The 14,838-nt window shown below is 71.6% G+C and carries 15 protein-coding genes; 11 read left to right on the top strand and 4 right to left on the bottom strand.

Going from position 1 to position 14,838, the window contains the following annotated elements; all coding sequences use genetic code 11:
* Positions 1-47 precede the first annotated feature (47 nt).
* The 6 genes from OG811_RS04115 (at position 48) to OG811_RS04090 (ending at position 6,651) form a co-directional block, all read left to right on the top strand.
* Positions 48-3,173 (top strand): Rne/Rng family ribonuclease, encoded by a 3,126-nt coding sequence (locus OG811_RS04115; RefSeq protein WP_406072249.1) that lies wholly within the window; start codon positions 48-50, stop codon positions 3,171-3,173.
* A 117-nt stretch (positions 3,174-3,290) separates the two neighbouring features.
* On the top strand, positions 3,291-3,806 hold the full coding sequence (locus tag OG811_RS04110) for a hypothetical protein (RefSeq protein ID WP_406072248.1): 516 nt from the start codon (positions 3,291-3,293) through the stop codon (positions 3,804-3,806).
* Between the two features lie 166 nt (positions 3,807-3,972).
* On the top strand, positions 3,973-4,287 hold the full coding sequence (gene rplU / locus OG811_RS04105; RefSeq protein ID WP_007464063.1) for a 50S ribosomal protein L21: 315 nt from the start codon (positions 3,973-3,975) through the stop codon (positions 4,285-4,287).
* Positions 4,288-4,298: 11 nt separating this feature from the next.
* The gene (gene rpmA, locus OG811_RS04100) at positions 4,299-4,553 is read left to right on the top strand and encodes a 50S ribosomal protein L27 (protein ID WP_007464062.1); all 255 of its coding nucleotides are present in this window, start codon (positions 4,299-4,301) and stop codon (positions 4,551-4,553) included.
* Positions 4,554-4,646: 93 nt separating this feature from the next.
* A complete protein-coding gene (gene obgE / locus OG811_RS04095) occupies positions 4,647-6,131 on the top strand; it encodes a GTPase ObgE (protein ID WP_406072246.1) in 1,485 nt (494 codons plus the stop codon).
* 70 nt (positions 6,132-6,201) lie between these two features.
* Positions 6,202-6,651, top strand: coding sequence for a GNAT family N-acetyltransferase (locus tag OG811_RS04090; protein WP_406072244.1), 450 nt, complete (start codon positions 6,202-6,204; stop codon positions 6,649-6,651).
* Positions 6,652-6,681: 30 nt separating this feature from the next.
* Here OG811_RS04090 and OG811_RS04085 read toward each other — a convergent pair whose 3' ends face one another.
* Both OG811_RS04085 and OG811_RS04080 read right to left on the bottom strand, forming a co-directional pair.
* Entirely contained in the window at positions 6,682-7,341 is a 660-nt protein-coding gene (locus OG811_RS04085; RefSeq protein WP_406072242.1) for a DUF6766 family protein, read from the bottom strand.
* Between the two features lie 69 nt (positions 7,342-7,410).
* Complete coding sequence (locus OG811_RS04080) at positions 7,411-7,902, bottom strand: DUF4383 domain-containing protein (RefSeq protein WP_406072240.1); 492 nt, start codon at positions 7,900-7,902, stop codon at positions 7,411-7,413.
* A gap of 232 nt (positions 7,903-8,134) precedes the next feature.
* On the opposite strand from OG811_RS04080, the gene OG811_RS04075 reads away from it, so the two are divergent.
* The 4 genes from OG811_RS04075 to OG811_RS04060 all read left to right on the top strand — a co-directional run bounded on the left by OG811_RS04075 (position 8,135) and on the right by OG811_RS04060 (position 10,618).
* Positions 8,135-8,929: a hypothetical protein gene (locus OG811_RS04075; protein WP_406072238.1), complete on the top strand. Its 795-nt coding sequence runs from the start codon at positions 8,135-8,137 to the stop codon at positions 8,927-8,929.
* Between the two features lie 31 nt (positions 8,930-8,960).
* The gene (locus tag OG811_RS04070) at positions 8,961-9,428 is read left to right on the top strand and encodes a phage holin family protein (protein ID WP_406072236.1); all 468 of its coding nucleotides are present in this window, start codon (positions 8,961-8,963) and stop codon (positions 9,426-9,428) included.
* Positions 9,425-10,042, top strand: a complete 618-nt coding sequence (locus OG811_RS04065; protein ID WP_406072235.1) for a DUF3618 domain-containing protein — start codon at positions 9,425-9,427, stop codon at positions 10,040-10,042. The genes OG811_RS04070 and OG811_RS04065 overlap by 4 nt, the downstream gene beginning before the upstream one ends.
* A 174-nt stretch (positions 10,043-10,216) precedes the next feature.
* The gene (locus tag OG811_RS04060) at positions 10,217-10,618 is read left to right on the top strand and encodes a hypothetical protein (RefSeq protein WP_406072233.1); all 402 of its coding nucleotides are present in this window, start codon (positions 10,217-10,219) and stop codon (positions 10,616-10,618) included.
* Between the two features lie 109 nt (positions 10,619-10,727).
* On the opposite strand, the gene OG811_RS04055 is transcribed toward OG811_RS04060, so the two are convergent.
* Entirely contained in the window at positions 10,728-10,946 is a 219-nt protein-coding gene (locus OG811_RS04055; protein WP_406072232.1) for a DUF397 domain-containing protein, read from the bottom strand.
* Between the two features lie 69 nt (positions 10,947-11,015).
* On the opposite strand from OG811_RS04055, the gene pepN reads away from it, so the two are divergent.
* On the top strand, positions 11,016-13,532 hold the full coding sequence (pepN, locus tag OG811_RS04050; protein WP_406072230.1) for an aminopeptidase N: 2,517 nt from the start codon (positions 11,016-11,018) through the stop codon (positions 13,530-13,532).
* Positions 13,533-13,602: 70 nt separating this feature from the next.
* Here the strand turns inward: pepN and OG811_RS04045 are convergent, their stop codons facing one another.
* Positions 13,603-14,808, bottom strand: coding sequence for an FAD-dependent oxidoreductase (locus OG811_RS04045; protein WP_406072228.1), 1,206 nt, complete (start codon positions 14,806-14,808; stop codon positions 13,603-13,605).
* Between the last annotated feature and the right edge of the window lie 30 nt (positions 14,809-14,838).

The raw sequence follows: 14,838 nt of genomic DNA, 5'->3' as shown, positions 1-14,838 counted from the left end.
TGGCAGCGCTCACCCGCGCCCGGGCTAGCCAGAACTGGAGAACGCCCATGCTCGAGAACGAGCCCGAGGGCGGCGAGCGGACCGGTTCACAGCCGGCCAGCGAGACCGCCGACCAGAGCGCCACGGCCGACGGCGCAGCCGTCGCCCCCCCCACCACGGCCGTTGGTTCGGCCTCGGTGGAACCAGCCGGCGCGGAAAGCGCTGCCGGCACGGAGGGCGCCGAGCCCGCCGCCCCCGTGCGGCGCACCCGGGCGACCCGGCGTCGAGCCGCCCCGCTCAACAAGCCCGAGCAGACCGACGCGCCGATCGAGGCGCCCACCGGCGCGGCCGGCAGTGCCGAGTCGCCGCAGGCGGAGGTCTTCGCCCCGGTCTCCGGCGACCTGGACGTCGCCCCGAAGACCCCACGGCGCCGTCGCAAGGCCACCGCCGTCGAGACGGCCGCCGAGGAACCGCTTGTCGCGGACGCCGCGGAGGCGGCCTCGGCCGAGGTGGTTCCGCCGGTCAAGGTGACCCGTACCCGGCGCAAGAAGGCCACCCCCGCTGCCGTCGAGGAGCCGCCCGCCACCGAGGAGCCGCCCGCCACCGAAGAGGCGTCCGCGGTCGAGGAGCCGGTGGAGCCGGTCGTCGACGACGAGCCGGCGGAGTCCGACCTGCGCGAGGCCGAGGCCGAGTTGAACGACACGGCGGCCAACCCGAGCGCGACCGCTGCCGAGCCGGCCTGGACCAGTGGCCCGCGCGGTGAGGTGTCACCGGGTGTGGCCATTTCCGGTGTGACCGATGAGCCGAACGAGCCGGCCGAGGTCGAGCCGGAGCAGCCGCGTACCCGTCGACGGCGTGCCGCGCTCTCCGCGCCCACCGTGCTGTTCATGGCGCCCCAGCCGGACGCCGTTCCGGTGACCCGACCGGTGACCCGACCGGTGGAGCCCGCGCCGGTGGCCGAGGAGCCGGTCGTCGAGGAAGCCGCCGAGCCGTCCCGCCGCCGGCGGCGTGGTCGCCGCGAGGTCGAGCCGGTGGAGCCGATCGAGGCGATCGAGGCTGAAGAAGAGCCGACCGAGGAGGCCGACGAGGTCACCGAGGCGGATGAGGACGACGAGGACAGCGCCGCCGCGCGTCGCCGCCGCCGGCGTGGTCGCCGGGGCCGGGGCCGGGGCAAGGGCGGGGCCGACGACGCCGAGGACGAGGAGTCCGACGAGGCGGCGCAGGCCGATGAGGAAGAGATCGTCGAGGTCGAGGCCGAGGGTGACGAGGACGAGGAGGTCGAGGGCGGAGACGGCCTGACCCGTCGTCGCCGTCGTCGTCGTCGCCGAGGCGTCGGCGACACGGAGAGTGCCGTCGACGACGGCATACCGACCGTGGTGAAGATCCGCGAGCCGCGTCGGACCGTCGACGAGGTGCAGGGCGTGTCCGGCTCGACCCGGCTGGAGGCCAAGCGCCAGCGTCGCCGGGACGGCCGGGAGCAGCGGCGTACCCGGCCGCCGATCCTCAGCGAGTCGGAGTTCCTGGCACGCCGGGAGGCGGTCGACCGCGTGATGGCGGTCCGCCAGCGCGGTGACCGCACCCAGATCGCCGTCCTGGAGGACGGCGTGCTGGTCGAGCACTACGTCACCCGCAACTCCTCCGGCACGATGGCCGGCAACGTGTACCTGGGCAAGGTGCAGAACGTGCTGCCGAGCATGGAGGCGGCGTTCGTCGACGTCGGCCGGGGCCGCAACGCGGTGCTGTACGCCGGTGAGGTCAACTGGGACACCTCCGGCCTGGAAGGGCGGGCCCGCTCGATCGAGCAGGCGCTGCGCTCCGGCGACTCGGTGCTGGTCCAGGTCACCAAGGACCCGATCGGGCACAAGGGCGCTCGGCTGACCAGCCACATCGCGCTCTCCGGCCGGCACCTGGTCTACGTGCCCAACGGCAACGCCTCCGGGATCAGCCGGAAGCTGCCGGACAACGAGCGCAAGCGGCTGCGGGACGTGCTCAAGAAGCTGGTCCCGGATGGCGCGGGCGTGATCGTCCGTACGGCTGCCGAGGGTGCCACCGAGGACGAGTTGGCCCGCGACGTCAAGCGTCTCCAGGCGCAGTGGGAGGACATCCAGGCCAAGGCCGCCGAGGGCGGCTCTCCGGTGCTGCTCTACGGGGAGCCCGACCTGGTCATCCGGGTGGTCCGGGACCTGTTCAACGAGGACTTCCGCGAGCTGGTGATCGAGGGCGAGCAGTCGTACGACATAGTCGAGTCGTACCTGTCGCACGTCTCCCCGGATCTGGTCGACCGGGTGCGCCGGCACGTCGGCACGAGCGACGTCTTCGCGGAATACCGGATCGACGAGCAGATCATCAAGGGCCTGGACCGCAAGGTCTTCCTGCCCTCGGGTGGCTCGTTGGTGATCGACCGTACCGAGGCGATGACGGTCGTCGACGTCAACACCGGCAAGTACACCGGCTCCGGGGGCAACCTTGAGGAGACCGTCACCCGCAACAACCTGGAGGCGGCGGAGGAGATCGTCCGTCAGCTCCGGCTACGCGACATCGGCGGCATCGTGGTGATCGACTTCATCGACATGGTGCTGGAGTCGAACCGTGACCTGGTGCTGCGCCGCCTCACCGAGTGCCTGGGCCGGGACCGCACCAAGCACCAGGTCACCGAGATCACCTCGCTCGGGCTGGTGCAGATGACCCGTAAGCGGATCGGTGCGGGCCTGCTGGAGGCGTTCAGCGAGACCTGCGAGTGCTGCAAGGGCCGGGGCGTCATCATGCACACCGAGCCGGTGTCGGAGAAGCCGCGCCCTGCCGGTGTGGGGGAGAAGGTCAAGGCGGTCGCCTCGTCGGTGGCCGCCGCTCCGGCCGCCGAGCAGCAGGGCACCGCGTCGTCGCGCCGCCGGGCGCGCAAGAACGCCCCGGCCGAGCGGACCGTGGTCGAGGTTGTCGACACCGACACCGACACCAGCGTCGAACCGGACGCCGACTACCAGGACACCATGGGTTACGACCTGTCCCGCTACGAGTCGGACACCGCCGCCGCGCCGGCGATCTCCGACAGTCAGCAGGGAGAGTCGGCTCGGCTGGCCGCGGCGGACGATCCGGACGCGCTCGCCGACGGTGACGGCGACGAAGAGGCCACCGAGGGTGGCGCCGGCCGTCGCCGTTCCCGCCGGGGCGGCACCCGTAGGCGGACGCGCCCCTGACCGCCTGACCGGCCAAGTGTTTGACGAGGTCCCTTCCCCGGCAAAAGTGACGGGGGAGGGACCTCGTCGTTCCGGCCACCCGGTCCAGGATCGGCCGTCCCGGATCAGGAGAAGAAGATGCGTCGTCTGCTCGCCGTCACCGCGCTGGTCACCGTGCTCGCCGGCCTGGCCGGCTGCTCCACCGACCGGCCCGAGGGTGTTGGTCCGGGTCCGACCGGCGTGACCACCGGGGGCTCCGGCCCGGCGGCCGGTGACATGTCCTCCGGGCCGAGCGGTATGCCGGCCAGTGGTGGTGTGGCGGGCGGCGACGCCACGCAGGTGTGCACCGACGCCCAGCAGGCCAGCACCACTGCCGTCCGGACGTATGTGGCGGAGCTGGGCCAGATGATCGCAGCGGTGGGCGCCGGGGACAGCAGCGCGGCCGAGGCTGCCCGTGGGCGGGCCGAGGCGGCGCTGGCCGGCTGGCGGACCAGGCTGCGGGAGCAGTCGGAGCGGGCCACCGATCCGCAGCTCAAGACCCTGCTCACCGACCTCGGCACCGAGGTGTCCGCGCTCGGTGCCGACGTCGAGTCGATCGACGAGACCGAGCTCGACCGGCTCCAGCAGCGCCTCGACCAGCTCTGCGGGCGCTGATCAGGGCGGGCCGGTTTGAGGTCCGGGCCAGCAATGGCGTACTCTTGCCTGCGGCGCACTTTTGGTGTGCCGAGTTCCCGTGTGCCCGCGCCGCCGTGCACTGCTACCCGGCGAGCCGCTGCGGGGACGACCGCCAGCAGCCTCAACGACAGGGAGTCCGCCTCCGATGTACGCGATCGTCAAGACCGGCGGCAAGCAGTACAAGGTCGCCGAGGGCGACGTGATCGAGGTCGAGAAGCTCACCGGTGCCCCCGGTGACGCGGTGAAGCTCACCGCGGTGCTCCTCGTCGACGGTGACGACCTGGTGACCGACGCGGCAAAGCTTGCCGAGGTCGCGGTGTCCGGCGAAATCGCCGCGCACACCAAGGGCCCGAAGATCCGGATCCACAAGTTCAAGAACAAGACTGGCTACCACAAGCGCCAGGGTCACCGCCAGCCGTTGACCCAGGTCAAGGTGACCGGCATCTCGAGCGGGAAGTAGGTCGTCCTCCAATGGCTCACAAAAAGGGTGCGTCCAGCTCGCGTAACGGTCGTGACTCCGCGGCCCAGCGACTCGGCGTGAAGCGCTTCGGTGGTCAGGTTGTCAGCGCCGGTGAGATCATCATCCGGCAGCGTGGCACCAAGTTCCACCCCGGTGACCTGGTCGGCCGTGGCGGCGACGACACGCTGTTCGCGCTGTCCGCCGGTGCGGTCCTGTTCGGCACCAAGCGCGGTCGCAAGACCGTCAGCATCGTTCCGCAGCAGTAGCTCTCGGGCTAAGCGGGCCGCGGACCTCCGGGTCCCGGCCCGCTTAGTTTTTTTCGAAGTGCGGGGTCGGACCTCGCTGGAAGGATTGACGCCGTGGCAACGTTCGTTGACCGGGTCGTTCTGCATCTGCAGTCCGGCGATGGCGGGCACGGTTGTGTCTCGATCCACCGCGAGAAGTTCAAGCCCTTCGGTGGACCGGACGGCGGCAACGGTGGGCACGGCGGCAGCGTGACCCTGGTGGTCGACCCGCAGGTGACCACGCTGCTCGACTTCCACTTCCGCCCGCACATCAAGGCCGACAACGGCAAGGGTGGCGCGGGGTCGAACCGGGACGGGGCCAAAGGTCACGACCTGGTGCTCAAGGTGCCCAACGGCACCGTGGTGCAGACCGTCGACGGCACGGTGCTGGCCGACCTGGTCGGCGACGGCACCACCTTCGAGGTGGCCCGCGGCGGGCGCGGCGGGCGGGGCAACGCCTCGCTGGCCAACGCCAAGCGCAAGGCGCCCGGCTTCGCCGAGTTGGGTGAGCCCGGCGACCAACTGGATGTGGTGCTGGAGCTGAAGAGCGTCGCCGACGTGGGCCTGGTGGGTTTCCCCTCGGCCGGCAAGTCGTCGCTGATCTCGGTGATCTCCGCCGCGAAGCCGAAGATCGCGGACTACCCGTTCACCACCCTGGTGCCCAACCTCGGCGTGGTGCGGATGGACAACCACACCTTCACCGTCGCCGACGTGCCGGGCCTGATCCCCGGGGCGGCCACCGGCAAGGGGCTGGGCCTGGAGTTCCTGCGGCACATCGAGCGCTGCGCCGTGCTGGTGCACGTCATCGACTCCGCGACCCTGGAGCCCGGCCGTGACCCGGTCGCCGACATCGAGACGATCGAGGCCGAGCTCGCCGAGTACGGCGCCGGGCTCTCCGAGCGGCCCCGGCTGGTGGCCGTGAACAAGGTCGACGTGCCGGACGGCCGGGACCTCGCCGAGATCGTGCGCCCCGACCTGGAGGAGCGCGGCTACCGGGTGTTCGAGGTCTCCGCGGCCACCCGGGAAGGGCTCAAGGAGCTGACCTACGCGATGGCCGAGTTGGTCGAGGCCGAGCGCAAGGCCGCGCCGCCCGCCGAGCCGGCCCGGATCGTGATCCGTCCGGTGGCCGTGGACGACGCCGGCTTCACCATCACGGCCGAGGCGGACGGCTCGTTCACCGTTCGCGGTGTCCGGCCGGAGCGCTGGGTCAAGCAGACCAACTTCGACAACGACGAGGCGGTCGGCTACCTGGCCGACCGGCTGGCCCGGCTCGGGGTGGAGGACAAGCTGGCCAAGGCCGGCGCGCAGCCCGGTGACCTGGTCCGGATCGGTGTACGCGAGTTCGACTGGCAGCCGACGCTCTACGCCGGCGCGGACTTCGTACCCGGCAACCGGGGCACCGACGTCCGCTTGGAGGAGAAGTCGAACCGGGCCTCTGCGGCGGACCGGCTCGCTGCCCGGAAGGCCCGCCGGGTGCGTTCGGCGGACGAGGTGGGTGCGGACGCGTCCGACGACCCCGACGAGTTCGACGAGTTCGACGACGAGGACGACGCCGAGTAGTCCGTTGCGCTCCGTGATCGGGTTGATTTCCGGAAACCTCCGCGAAATCCACCCGTCCTAGCGTGGGGTGATGCTGATCGAGTCGCGGCCTGCCATCGATCCAGAGATCGCCGCCCTTCTCATCGCGCAGCAGCGTGAGCTGCGCGAGGCCGATGGCGGGTTGGATGGGCAGGTCTTCGTCCCCCATGACGACGTCCGCTACCTGGCGGTGGTGGTGAACGGTCGGGCGGTCGCCTGCGGTGGGCTCCAGTCGATCGATGCCGAGACCGGCGAGGTCAAGCGGATGTACGTCCGGCCGGCGTACCGGGGGCGGGGGATCGCCCGTCAGCTGCTGGCCGCGCTGGAGGAGTGTGCGTTCGGGCAGGGACACTCGATGGTCTGCCTGGAGACCGGCACCTACCTGCCGGCCGCGATCGCGCTGTACACGTCGTGTGGCTACGGCCGGATTCCGGTCTACGGCGAGTACGTGGGCAACCCGTACAGCGTGTGTTTCGCCAAGCGGCTGCCGGTCGCGGCCTGACGGCCGCGCCGCACCCGGCGCTGCCGACGCTCAAACGCCGGTGCTGGCGTGCGAGACGGTGACCGGCTTCGACTCCGGTGAGGCGTGCTGGCGCAGGACGATGCTCAGCAGGACCAGCGCGCCGACCGCCAGGAACTCGCTCTGCCAGTTCTGCATGGACTGGAACCAGAAGTCGCTGGTACCGAGGAAGTCCCACACCCCGATCGGCGGTGCCCCGCTCTGCAATGCCTGCTCGTGGTTGTACGCGGCGGTGCCGCCGAGCAGGTGGCCGACGAACGAGCCGGCGAAGATCAGCAGCAGCGCGATGGAGAGGCTGTTGCGGAAGATGGCCAGCGGCAGGCCACCGGCGCGCACCGGCCAGGGCGACTGCGGGGTGGCCCGGCGCTCGTCGTCCTCCGGCCGGTCGGTCTCGTCCAACGGCTTCGACTCGGCCGAACCCCGCTGCACCAGGTACGCGGTGAGCAGCACGTACCCGCCCATCTGGAGGAATTCCGACTCCCAGTTCTCGAAGACCGCCTCGGCGAAGTGCCCGGTGGTCAGGTACGCCGGCCAGCTCAGCGGCGCGGCACCGAACTCGGTCAGTTCCTCGTTGTGTGTCTGCCAGCCGAAGACGCTCTGCAGCACCAGGAAGACCAGGAACGTGCTGAACATGGCGACGGCCAGCGCGTTGTGGCGTAGCCAACGAGGCATCTCGTCCTCCTTCGTGGATCACACCTCATACCCAACTCGGCGTGGCCGCCAAACCGACGAACCGCCAGGTCAGCGCCGGTCGGCGGGATTGTCCAGGCGCCCGCCGGTGCCCACCTGGTTCGACAGCAGCAGCCCGAGCGCGATCATCCCGAAGCCGAGCGCCAGGTGCAGCCAGTTGTCGGCGTCGTTGACCGGCAGGATGTTCGCCCGGCCCTCCGGGTCGATGGCCTCGATCGCCAGGCCGTACAGCCAGAGGGCGAGGTAGATCGCGCCGCCGCCGGCCAGGAAGAGCCGGGCGCCGGCGACGCTGCGGGACAGCACCAGGCCAGCCAGCCCGAACAGCAGGTGCACCGCGTTGTGCAGGATCGACACCTGGAACAGCCCGAGCAGCCGGGCGCCCGAGTGATGCCCGGCGAACCTCAGCTCGCCGTAGTCGGTGGTGATGCCGGGAATGAAGCCGAGGACACCGATCAGCAGGAAGGCCCCGGCCACGACCAACGCGACCAACTGGACCCGGGGTCGCGGGCCGGACGGTCGGCCACCTCGCGCGCCTCGTGCCATCGCTGCCCCCTCCGTGGATCTGCCAGCCCTCGCGAACCTCACTGTCCGCAGCGGCGACGTGACGCAGCCCGACGATCCTCCATTTTGAAGTTCATCCGGCCGGCCGCGCAGAGAAATGCACGAAGAGGTATGGAAGCCAAAACGCAGGGTAGGTGAATGGTCAGCGGCTGCGGCAGCGCAACCGCATCCCCCCAGCACAACCGCGACGACTTTCTGAGCGGAAGGGAACCCCATGTCTTACGATCTTTCATCTACGTCTTCCACGTACGGGCAGGAGTCGACCAACGGCGGTGGCGTTCGCGACCAGGCCCGTCAGGTCGGATCCGAGGCCGCACAGGCTGGCGGTGCGGTCGCCCAGACCGCCAAGGAGCAGGGCACCGAGGTCGGCCGTGAGGCAGCCCGGCAGGCCCGCAACCTGTACGGCGAGGCCCGCACCCAGCTCGCCAGCCAGACCGGTGAGCAGCAGCGCCGGGCCGCCGGTGGGCTGCGTTCGCTGGCCGACGAGATGCGCTCGATGGCCGAGCAGGGTGGCCAGGCCGGTCCGGTGAGCGAGCTGGCCCGCCAAGCCGCCGACCGGGTGCACGGCGTCGCTGGCTGGCTTGAGGAGCGCGAGCCCGGCGACCTGCTCACCGAGGTACGCGACTACGCGCGGCGCAACCCGGGCACCTTCCTGGTCGGCGCGGCGGTTCTCGGCGTGCTGGCTGGCCGGCTGACCCGGAGCATCTCCGCCGCTGGCGACGACTCCGGCAACGGATCCTCGGCCTACCGGGGCGCTGGCGCGTACGACCCGGAGCGGACGGCCGTGATCCCGACGCCGCCGGTGCCCCGCACGGTGCCGGACGCCGTCGGACCGGGCGGCTACCTGGACCCGACCCCCGGCACGCACACCGAGCCGGCGCCCGGTGGCTACGCCGACCCCATCCGGGGCGACTACCCGGAGCACTCCGGCACCGGGCAGCCGCTCCCGCCGGTGAACCAGACCGACCCGTTGCCGGGCGTGCCGTCCAGTGGCAGCACCCGCCCGTGAGCCATCGAGTCATCCGAAGGGAGGCGACGGCATGAGCATGCCGACGCAGGGGTCCGGCCTGGACTCCGATCACCACCCCACCGCGGGTGCACCGCACACCGCGGCGGAGGTCAAGGGCAGCTCCATCGGTGCGCTGATGGGCCAGGTGACCAGTGACCTGTCGACGCTGATGCGTCAGGAGGTCGAGCTGGCCAAGGCCGAGATCCGCCAGGAGGGCAAGAAGGCCGGTAAGGCCGCCGGGCTCTTCGGCGGCGCCGGCTTCGGCGGCTACATGGTGGCGCTGTTCGTGTCCATCGCCGTGTGGCAGTTCCTGGACAACGTCATGGACTCCGGCCTGGCCGCGCTGATCGTGGCCGTGATCTGGGCCGTGGTCGCCGAGGTCCTCTACTCCATGGCCAAGAAGAACGCCCAGCACGTACGCGGGCTCAGGCAGACCAACGAGAGCGTGCAGCGGATCCCCGACGCGCTCAAGCCGCACCCGGAGGGAGTCACCCGATGAGGACCGATCCCGATCAGATCCGCCGGGAGATCGAAGCCACCCGTAACAGCCTCAGCTCTGATGTGGACGCGTTGGCGTACAAGGTCAGCCCCAGCCGCGTCGTCGACGACCGTAAGCAGCGGGCCCGTTCCGCTCTGCAGAATGTGAGGGACAAGGTCATGGGAACCGCGTCCGACCTCGGCCACGGCACCGGCCAGGCCGCCCACTCGGTGGGCGACCGCGCCTCGTCGGCGGCCTCCAGCGTCAGCGACGCCGCCCACAGCGCGCCGCGGGTGATCCGGCAGAAGTCCCAGGGCAATCCTCTCGCCGCCGGTCTGATCGCGTTCGGCGTGGGCTGGCTGGCCTCGTCGCTGATCCCGGCCTCCCGCCGTGAGCAGCAGGCCGCGACCGAGCTCAAGGAGCGGGTCAGCGAGCACAGCGGTGCGGTGAAGGAGAAGCTGGGCGAGGTGGCCAGCGAGCTCAAGGACGAGCTGCGCGAGCCGGTTCAGCACGCCACCGAGTCGGTGAAGTCCACCGCTCAGGACGCCGTGCACGCCGTCAGGGACGACACGAAGTCGGCGGCGCAGGACGTCAAGGGCCAGGCCCAGCAGGCCCGGCACCAGGTCAACCCCTGACCCCACCCCATGGCGCTGCAATCGCGACAGCTCGCGGCCCGCGCAGGTGCGGGCGGTCACCGCCGGCCGCTGCGGATACCCCCGGCACCGCCGCTGAATCCTCGCGCCGGCTGGCCCCTCCCAGGGGCGGCGGAACCTGGTTTGCTGCTGGTGGGGCAACCACGGGGAGGGCGGATGCGCGACAACAGATCACCGTTCTGGCGGCAACGGCGAGCCGTCGGCGCGCTGGGAGGAGACCGCGACGCGCGGTCACTGATCGGGCCGCCAGGGCGGCCCACCCGGCCGCACCGGTTCTTCACCGTGCACCTGGGCTTCACCGCGCCCGACGCGGCCGACGCCCGCGAGCTGGCAGTGGGGTACGCGGAGGCGCTGAACCTGCTCCGCCCGGAGGTGGCGCTCGGCGCGGCGGCCCTGTCGCCGGCCGACGCCTGGCACCGGGCCGAGCGGCTGTTCTGCGGGGCGGTCGGCCCGGACGGCGAGCGCTGCGTCGATGTGGCCGACCACCCCGGCTTCCACCACGCCCCGGGTCCCGGTGGCCTCGGCTGGGGCGACGGCGACGGCCCCGGTCATGGTTGACCGCCAGCCGGCCGGGCGCAGCTCTGGCGGTTGCGCCCGCGTTGCCGTGCTGGTGTCCCGACAACGGGCACCGGCACGGCAACGGACACCGGCGAGCCGGAGGGCACGATCAGTCCAGGTCAAACTCGCCGTCCTGCGCGCCGGCCACGAACGCGTCCCACTCGGCCTGGGTGAAGACCAGCACCGGTCCCTCCGGCTCGGCCGAGTTGCGCATCCCGATCAGATCGTCGACGAAGGCGACCTCAACGGCACTGTCGGAGGTGTCCCCCTCGGCCCGCTGCCAGACCGCCCGAGAGAGGTCGAAGTCGCCCTTGGGGTGCTGCGTCATGGTTCTTTCCTCCAGTGCCGAGGGTCGTGTGGTGACCGGGTGCCGATCCCCATCGGGCAGGATAAGCGGATGCCGAGCCTGACCCGTGTAGAGGCGACCGCGCGTGGCGCGGCGATTACTGTCGAGTCCTATCAGGTGGACCTTGACCTGACCGGCAGCGCGGAGCTGTTCCGCTCCCGCGTCGAGATCCGGTTCCGGGCGACCCCCGGCGCCGCGACCTTCGCCGAGGTCAAGCCCGCCAAACTGCTGGGTGTACGCCTCAACGACCGCGACCTCGACCCCGACCTGCTGGCCGACAACCGGCTGCCGCTGACTGATCTGGCCGTGGAGAACACGCTGGTCGTCGAGGCGGAGATGGCGTACTCCAACGCGGGGGAGGGGATGCACCGCTTCGTCGACCCGGCCGACGGCGAGACCTATCTCTACGCGGTGAGCTTCCTCGACAACGTGCAGCGCATCTTCGCCGCGTTCGACCAGCCCGACCTCAAGGCCCCGTTCATCCTCTCGGTCACCGCGCCTGAGGAGTGGACGGTCTCCGGCAACGCCGAGGTGACCGCCAATCCGGCCCCCGGTCGTTGGGAGTTCGCCCCGAGCGCGCCGCTCGCCACGTACTTCTTCTCGCTGATCGCCGGGCCGTACCACGTCCGGCGGGCCGAGCACGACGGCGTGCCGCTGGGCATCTACTGCCGTCGGTCGCTCGCCGAGCACCTGGACGCCGACGCCGAGGAGATCTTCACCATCACGGGGCAGTGCCTGGACCGGTTCCACCAGCTCTTCACCGAGCGCTACCCGTTCGGCAAGTACGACCAGGCGTTCGTGCCCGAGTTCAACGCCGGCGCGATGGAAAACCCGGGCATCGTCACCTTCCGCGACGACTACGTGTTCCGCTCGGCGGTCACCGACACCCAACGCGAGCAGCGGGCCGGCACCATCGCGCACGAGATGGCACACATGTGGTTCGGCGACCTGGTCACCATGCGTTGGTGGGACGACCTGTGGTTGAACGAGTCCTTCGCGGAATACCTGGGCACCCGGGTCACCGCCGAGGCGACCCGCTTCGAGCAGGCGTGGACCACCTTCGCCATGCGCCGCAAGGCCTGGGGGTACGCCGCCGACCAGCGCCCCTCCACGCACCCGATCGCCCCCGAGGAGGTGGCCGACACCGACGAGGGCCTGCTCAACTTCGACGGCATCTCGTACGCCAAGGGGGCCAGCGTGCTGCGGCAGCTGGTCGCCTGGCTCGGTGACGAGGCGTTCCTCGCCGGCCTGAACGCGCACTTCGCCGCGCACCGCTTCGGCAACGCCACCCTCGCCGACCTGCTGACCAGCCTTTCTGCCACCAGCGGGCGGGACCTGTCCGGGTGGGCGGAGCTGTGGTTGCGCCGACCGCAGGTCAACACGTTGCGCGCCGAGGTCGCCGTCGACGCCGACGGCCGCTACACCGAGGTGGCCGTGGTGCAGACCGCGCCCGAGTCGCACCCGGTGCTGCGCCCACACCGGATCGGCGTGGGCCGCTACTCGGTGGACGGCACCGTGCAGCGCGACGAGGTGGATATCGACCCGACAGCCGATGGTGGCCGGACGGTGCTCACTGAGCTGACCGGCGCGCCGGCGCCCCGGCTGCTGCTGCTCAACGACGGTGACCTCACCTTCGCCAAGGTGCGCCTCGACCCGGCGTCGGCGGAGGCCGTCCCGCTGGTGCTGCCCGGGTTGGCCGACCCCCTCACACGGGCGGTGCTCTGGGGCGAGGCGCTGGACGCGGCGACCGACGGGGAGCGGCCGGCCACCGGCCTGATCGACCTGATGGTGGCCGCGCTGCCCGCCGAGACCGAGGTGATCATCGCGGAGGACGTGCTGACGCTCAGCCGGTCGCTGGTCGACCGCTACCTCGACCCGCTCACCCGGTCCGCAGCGCTGGCCCGGGTCGCCGGGACGTGCCAGCAGTTGCTCGATGGCGCGCCGGCGGGGGAGTCGTTGCAGCTCGCCGCCGCGCGGGGCTGGATCGCCGCGACCACCGACGCGGATCTGCTGGTCGGCTGGCTCGCGGGGCGGGACGTGCCGGCCGGTCTGAAGGTCGACGCCGAGCTGCGCTGGGCGGTGTTGCGCCGACTGGTGGTGCTGGGCGTCGCAGGGGAGGCGGAGATCGCCATCGAGGTGGCGGCCGACAACAGCTCCACGGGCGCGGAACGGGCCGCCCGCTGCCGGGCCGCCCTGCCCGACCCGGTCGCGAAGCAGGCGGCCTGGGAGATCATCGCCCGGGACACCGAGCTGTCCAACCGGCTGTTGGAGGCGACCGCCGAGGGCTTCTGGCAACCCGAACAGGCCGAGCTGACTGCCGCGTACGTCGAGCGGTACTTCGCGGACATGCCGGCCGCCGCGCGTCGGCGTACCCCGTGGACGGCCGACCGGGTGGCGGCCCTGGCGTTCCCCCGCTACGCCGTGACGCAACCGACCCGGGAGGCGGCCGCGGCGCTGCTGGCCCGCGACGACCTGACCCCCGGCCTGCGCCGGGTGGTCACCGACGCCGACGACGATTTGCGCCGCGCGCTGGTCGCCCGGACGGCGGTGGCCGCCGCCTCGTCCTGAACGCTGACCGCCGTGGGCTGACCTCCGTGGGCTGACCTCCGTGGGCTGACCTCCGTGGGGTGGCCAGCGCTCAGCGCAGGGCGGGCTCCGCCGTGACCGGTGCGTCCCAGTCGATGACGTAGCGCTGCTCGTCGGCGACGGTCTTCTCCGGGTTCAGCACCGTGCGCACCATCAGCGGCATCAGCAACGGCATCAGCGTCCGCACGACCGCACCGGGAGCCTTCGCATGGTTGATCCGGGCAGCCCGGGCCGCGACCTTCTCCACCCGGGTACGACGCAGCCGCACGTACGCGGCGAACGCCGCCTGGACGTCCGGCAGGTCGCGCAGGCAGCGGGCGAGCTGCACCCCGCTCTCGATGGCCAACGACGCGCCCTGCCCCGAGCTGTTCGATGGCGCGTGCGCCGCGTCGCCGACCAGCACCATCCGGCCCCGGTGCCAGTGCGGCACCGGCGGCATGATCTGCAACGACCCGACCACCTGAAGGTCGTCGGCGTTGCTGGTCGCGACCAGCTCCCGACCCGGGTCGTCGTCGCCGTAGGTGGCGCGCAGCGTGTCCAGCCACTGCTCCGCCGGCACCGCCCGGGCCTCGACGAGGCTCATCGGCCGCTGCTGCGGCAGGTTGGCCCCCCACCGGGTGCCGCCGCCGGGCTCCGGCCAGTACAGGTAGTAGCCGCGTCGCCCGAACGCGAAGGTCATCGTGCCCGGGGCGGCGTCCACCTCGTGTCGGGCGACCGCCTCGATGCCGAGCAGCCCGGTGAACCGGGGGCCGGGCGCGGCCGGGTCGATGAGACCCCGGACCGTGGAGCGGATCCCGTCCGCGCCGACGAGGATGTCGGCGGTGGCGGTGCTGCCGTCCTCGAAGCGGGCGATCACGCCGTCGTCGGTCTGCTCGGCGCCGACCAGCCGCTTGCCGTACGCGAACGGCACGCCCTCAGCGAATGCCTGGTCGTGCAGCACCTGGTACAGCTCGGCCCGGTGCACCACGTGCAGCGGCGGCACCCCGGTCAGCGTGGGCATGTCGATGCGGCGCCGGCCGACGGCCAGAGCGCTGCGATCGATCGGTGTGGCGATCGCCGTCACCGCCTCGTGCGCGCCGACAGTGCGCAGAGCCGCCACGCCGTTGGGCGCGAGGGCGAGGGTGCCGCCGATGCCGCTGGCCGTGGTCGGGTACGCCTCGTAGACGGTTGCGGTGATGCCGGCGCGGCGCAGCGCGAGCGCTGTCACCGGCCCGGCGATGCCAGCGCCGATGACGATCGCGGTTCGTACCGTGGTCATGCTCTCTCCCTGAGTGTGGTCGTTGATGCG

Source organism: Micromonospora sp. NBC_01638 (genome assembly GCF_045209745.1).
GTDB lineage: Bacteria > Actinomycetota > Actinomycetes > Mycobacteriales > Micromonosporaceae > Micromonospora.
The sequence above is the reverse complement of the archived record's forward strand: the minus strand, read 5'-3'. Positions and strand labels throughout refer to the sequence as shown.

Bases quoted from the DNA above. Each gene is read 5' to 3' on its own strand.
- OG811_RS04045 (WP_406072228.1), bottom strand. From the start codon at position 14,808: ATGACCACGGTACGAACCGCGATCGTCATCGGCGCTGGCATCGCCGGG.
- rpmA (WP_007464062.1), top strand. From the start codon at position 4,299: ATGGCTCACAAAAAGGGTGCGTCCAGCTCGCGTAACGGTCGTGACTCC.
- pepN (WP_406072230.1), top strand. From the start codon at position 11,016: ATGCCGAGCCTGACCCGTGTAGAGGCGACCGCGCGTGGCGCGGCGATT.
- OG811_RS04080 (WP_406072240.1), bottom strand. From the start codon at position 7,902: ATGGCACGAGGCGCGCGAGGTGGCCGACCGTCCGGCCCGCGACCCCGG.
- OG811_RS04060 (WP_406072233.1), top strand. From the start codon at position 10,217: ATGCGCGACAACAGATCACCGTTCTGGCGGCAACGGCGAGCCGTCGGC.
- OG811_RS04085 (WP_406072242.1), bottom strand. From the start codon at position 7,341: ATGCCTCGTTGGCTACGCCACAACGCGCTGGCCGTCGCCATGTTCAGC.
- OG811_RS04075 (WP_406072238.1), top strand. From the start codon at position 8,135: ATGTCTTACGATCTTTCATCTACGTCTTCCACGTACGGGCAGGAGTCG.
- OG811_RS04115 (WP_406072249.1), top strand. From the start codon at position 48: ATGCTCGAGAACGAGCCCGAGGGCGGCGAGCGGACCGGTTCACAGCCG.
- OG811_RS04110 (WP_406072248.1), top strand. From the start codon at position 3,291: ATGCGTCGTCTGCTCGCCGTCACCGCGCTGGTCACCGTGCTCGCCGGC.
- OG811_RS04070 (WP_406072236.1), top strand. From the start codon at position 8,961: ATGAGCATGCCGACGCAGGGGTCCGGCCTGGACTCCGATCACCACCCC.
- rplU (WP_007464063.1), top strand. From the start codon at position 3,973: ATGTACGCGATCGTCAAGACCGGCGGCAAGCAGTACAAGGTCGCCGAG.
- OG811_RS04065 (WP_406072235.1), top strand. From the start codon at position 9,425: ATGAGGACCGATCCCGATCAGATCCGCCGGGAGATCGAAGCCACCCGT.
- OG811_RS04090 (WP_406072244.1), top strand. From the start codon at position 6,202: ATGCTGATCGAGTCGCGGCCTGCCATCGATCCAGAGATCGCCGCCCTT.
- OG811_RS04055 (WP_406072232.1), bottom strand. From the start codon at position 10,946: ATGACGCAGCACCCCAAGGGCGACTTCGACCTCTCTCGGGCGGTCTGG.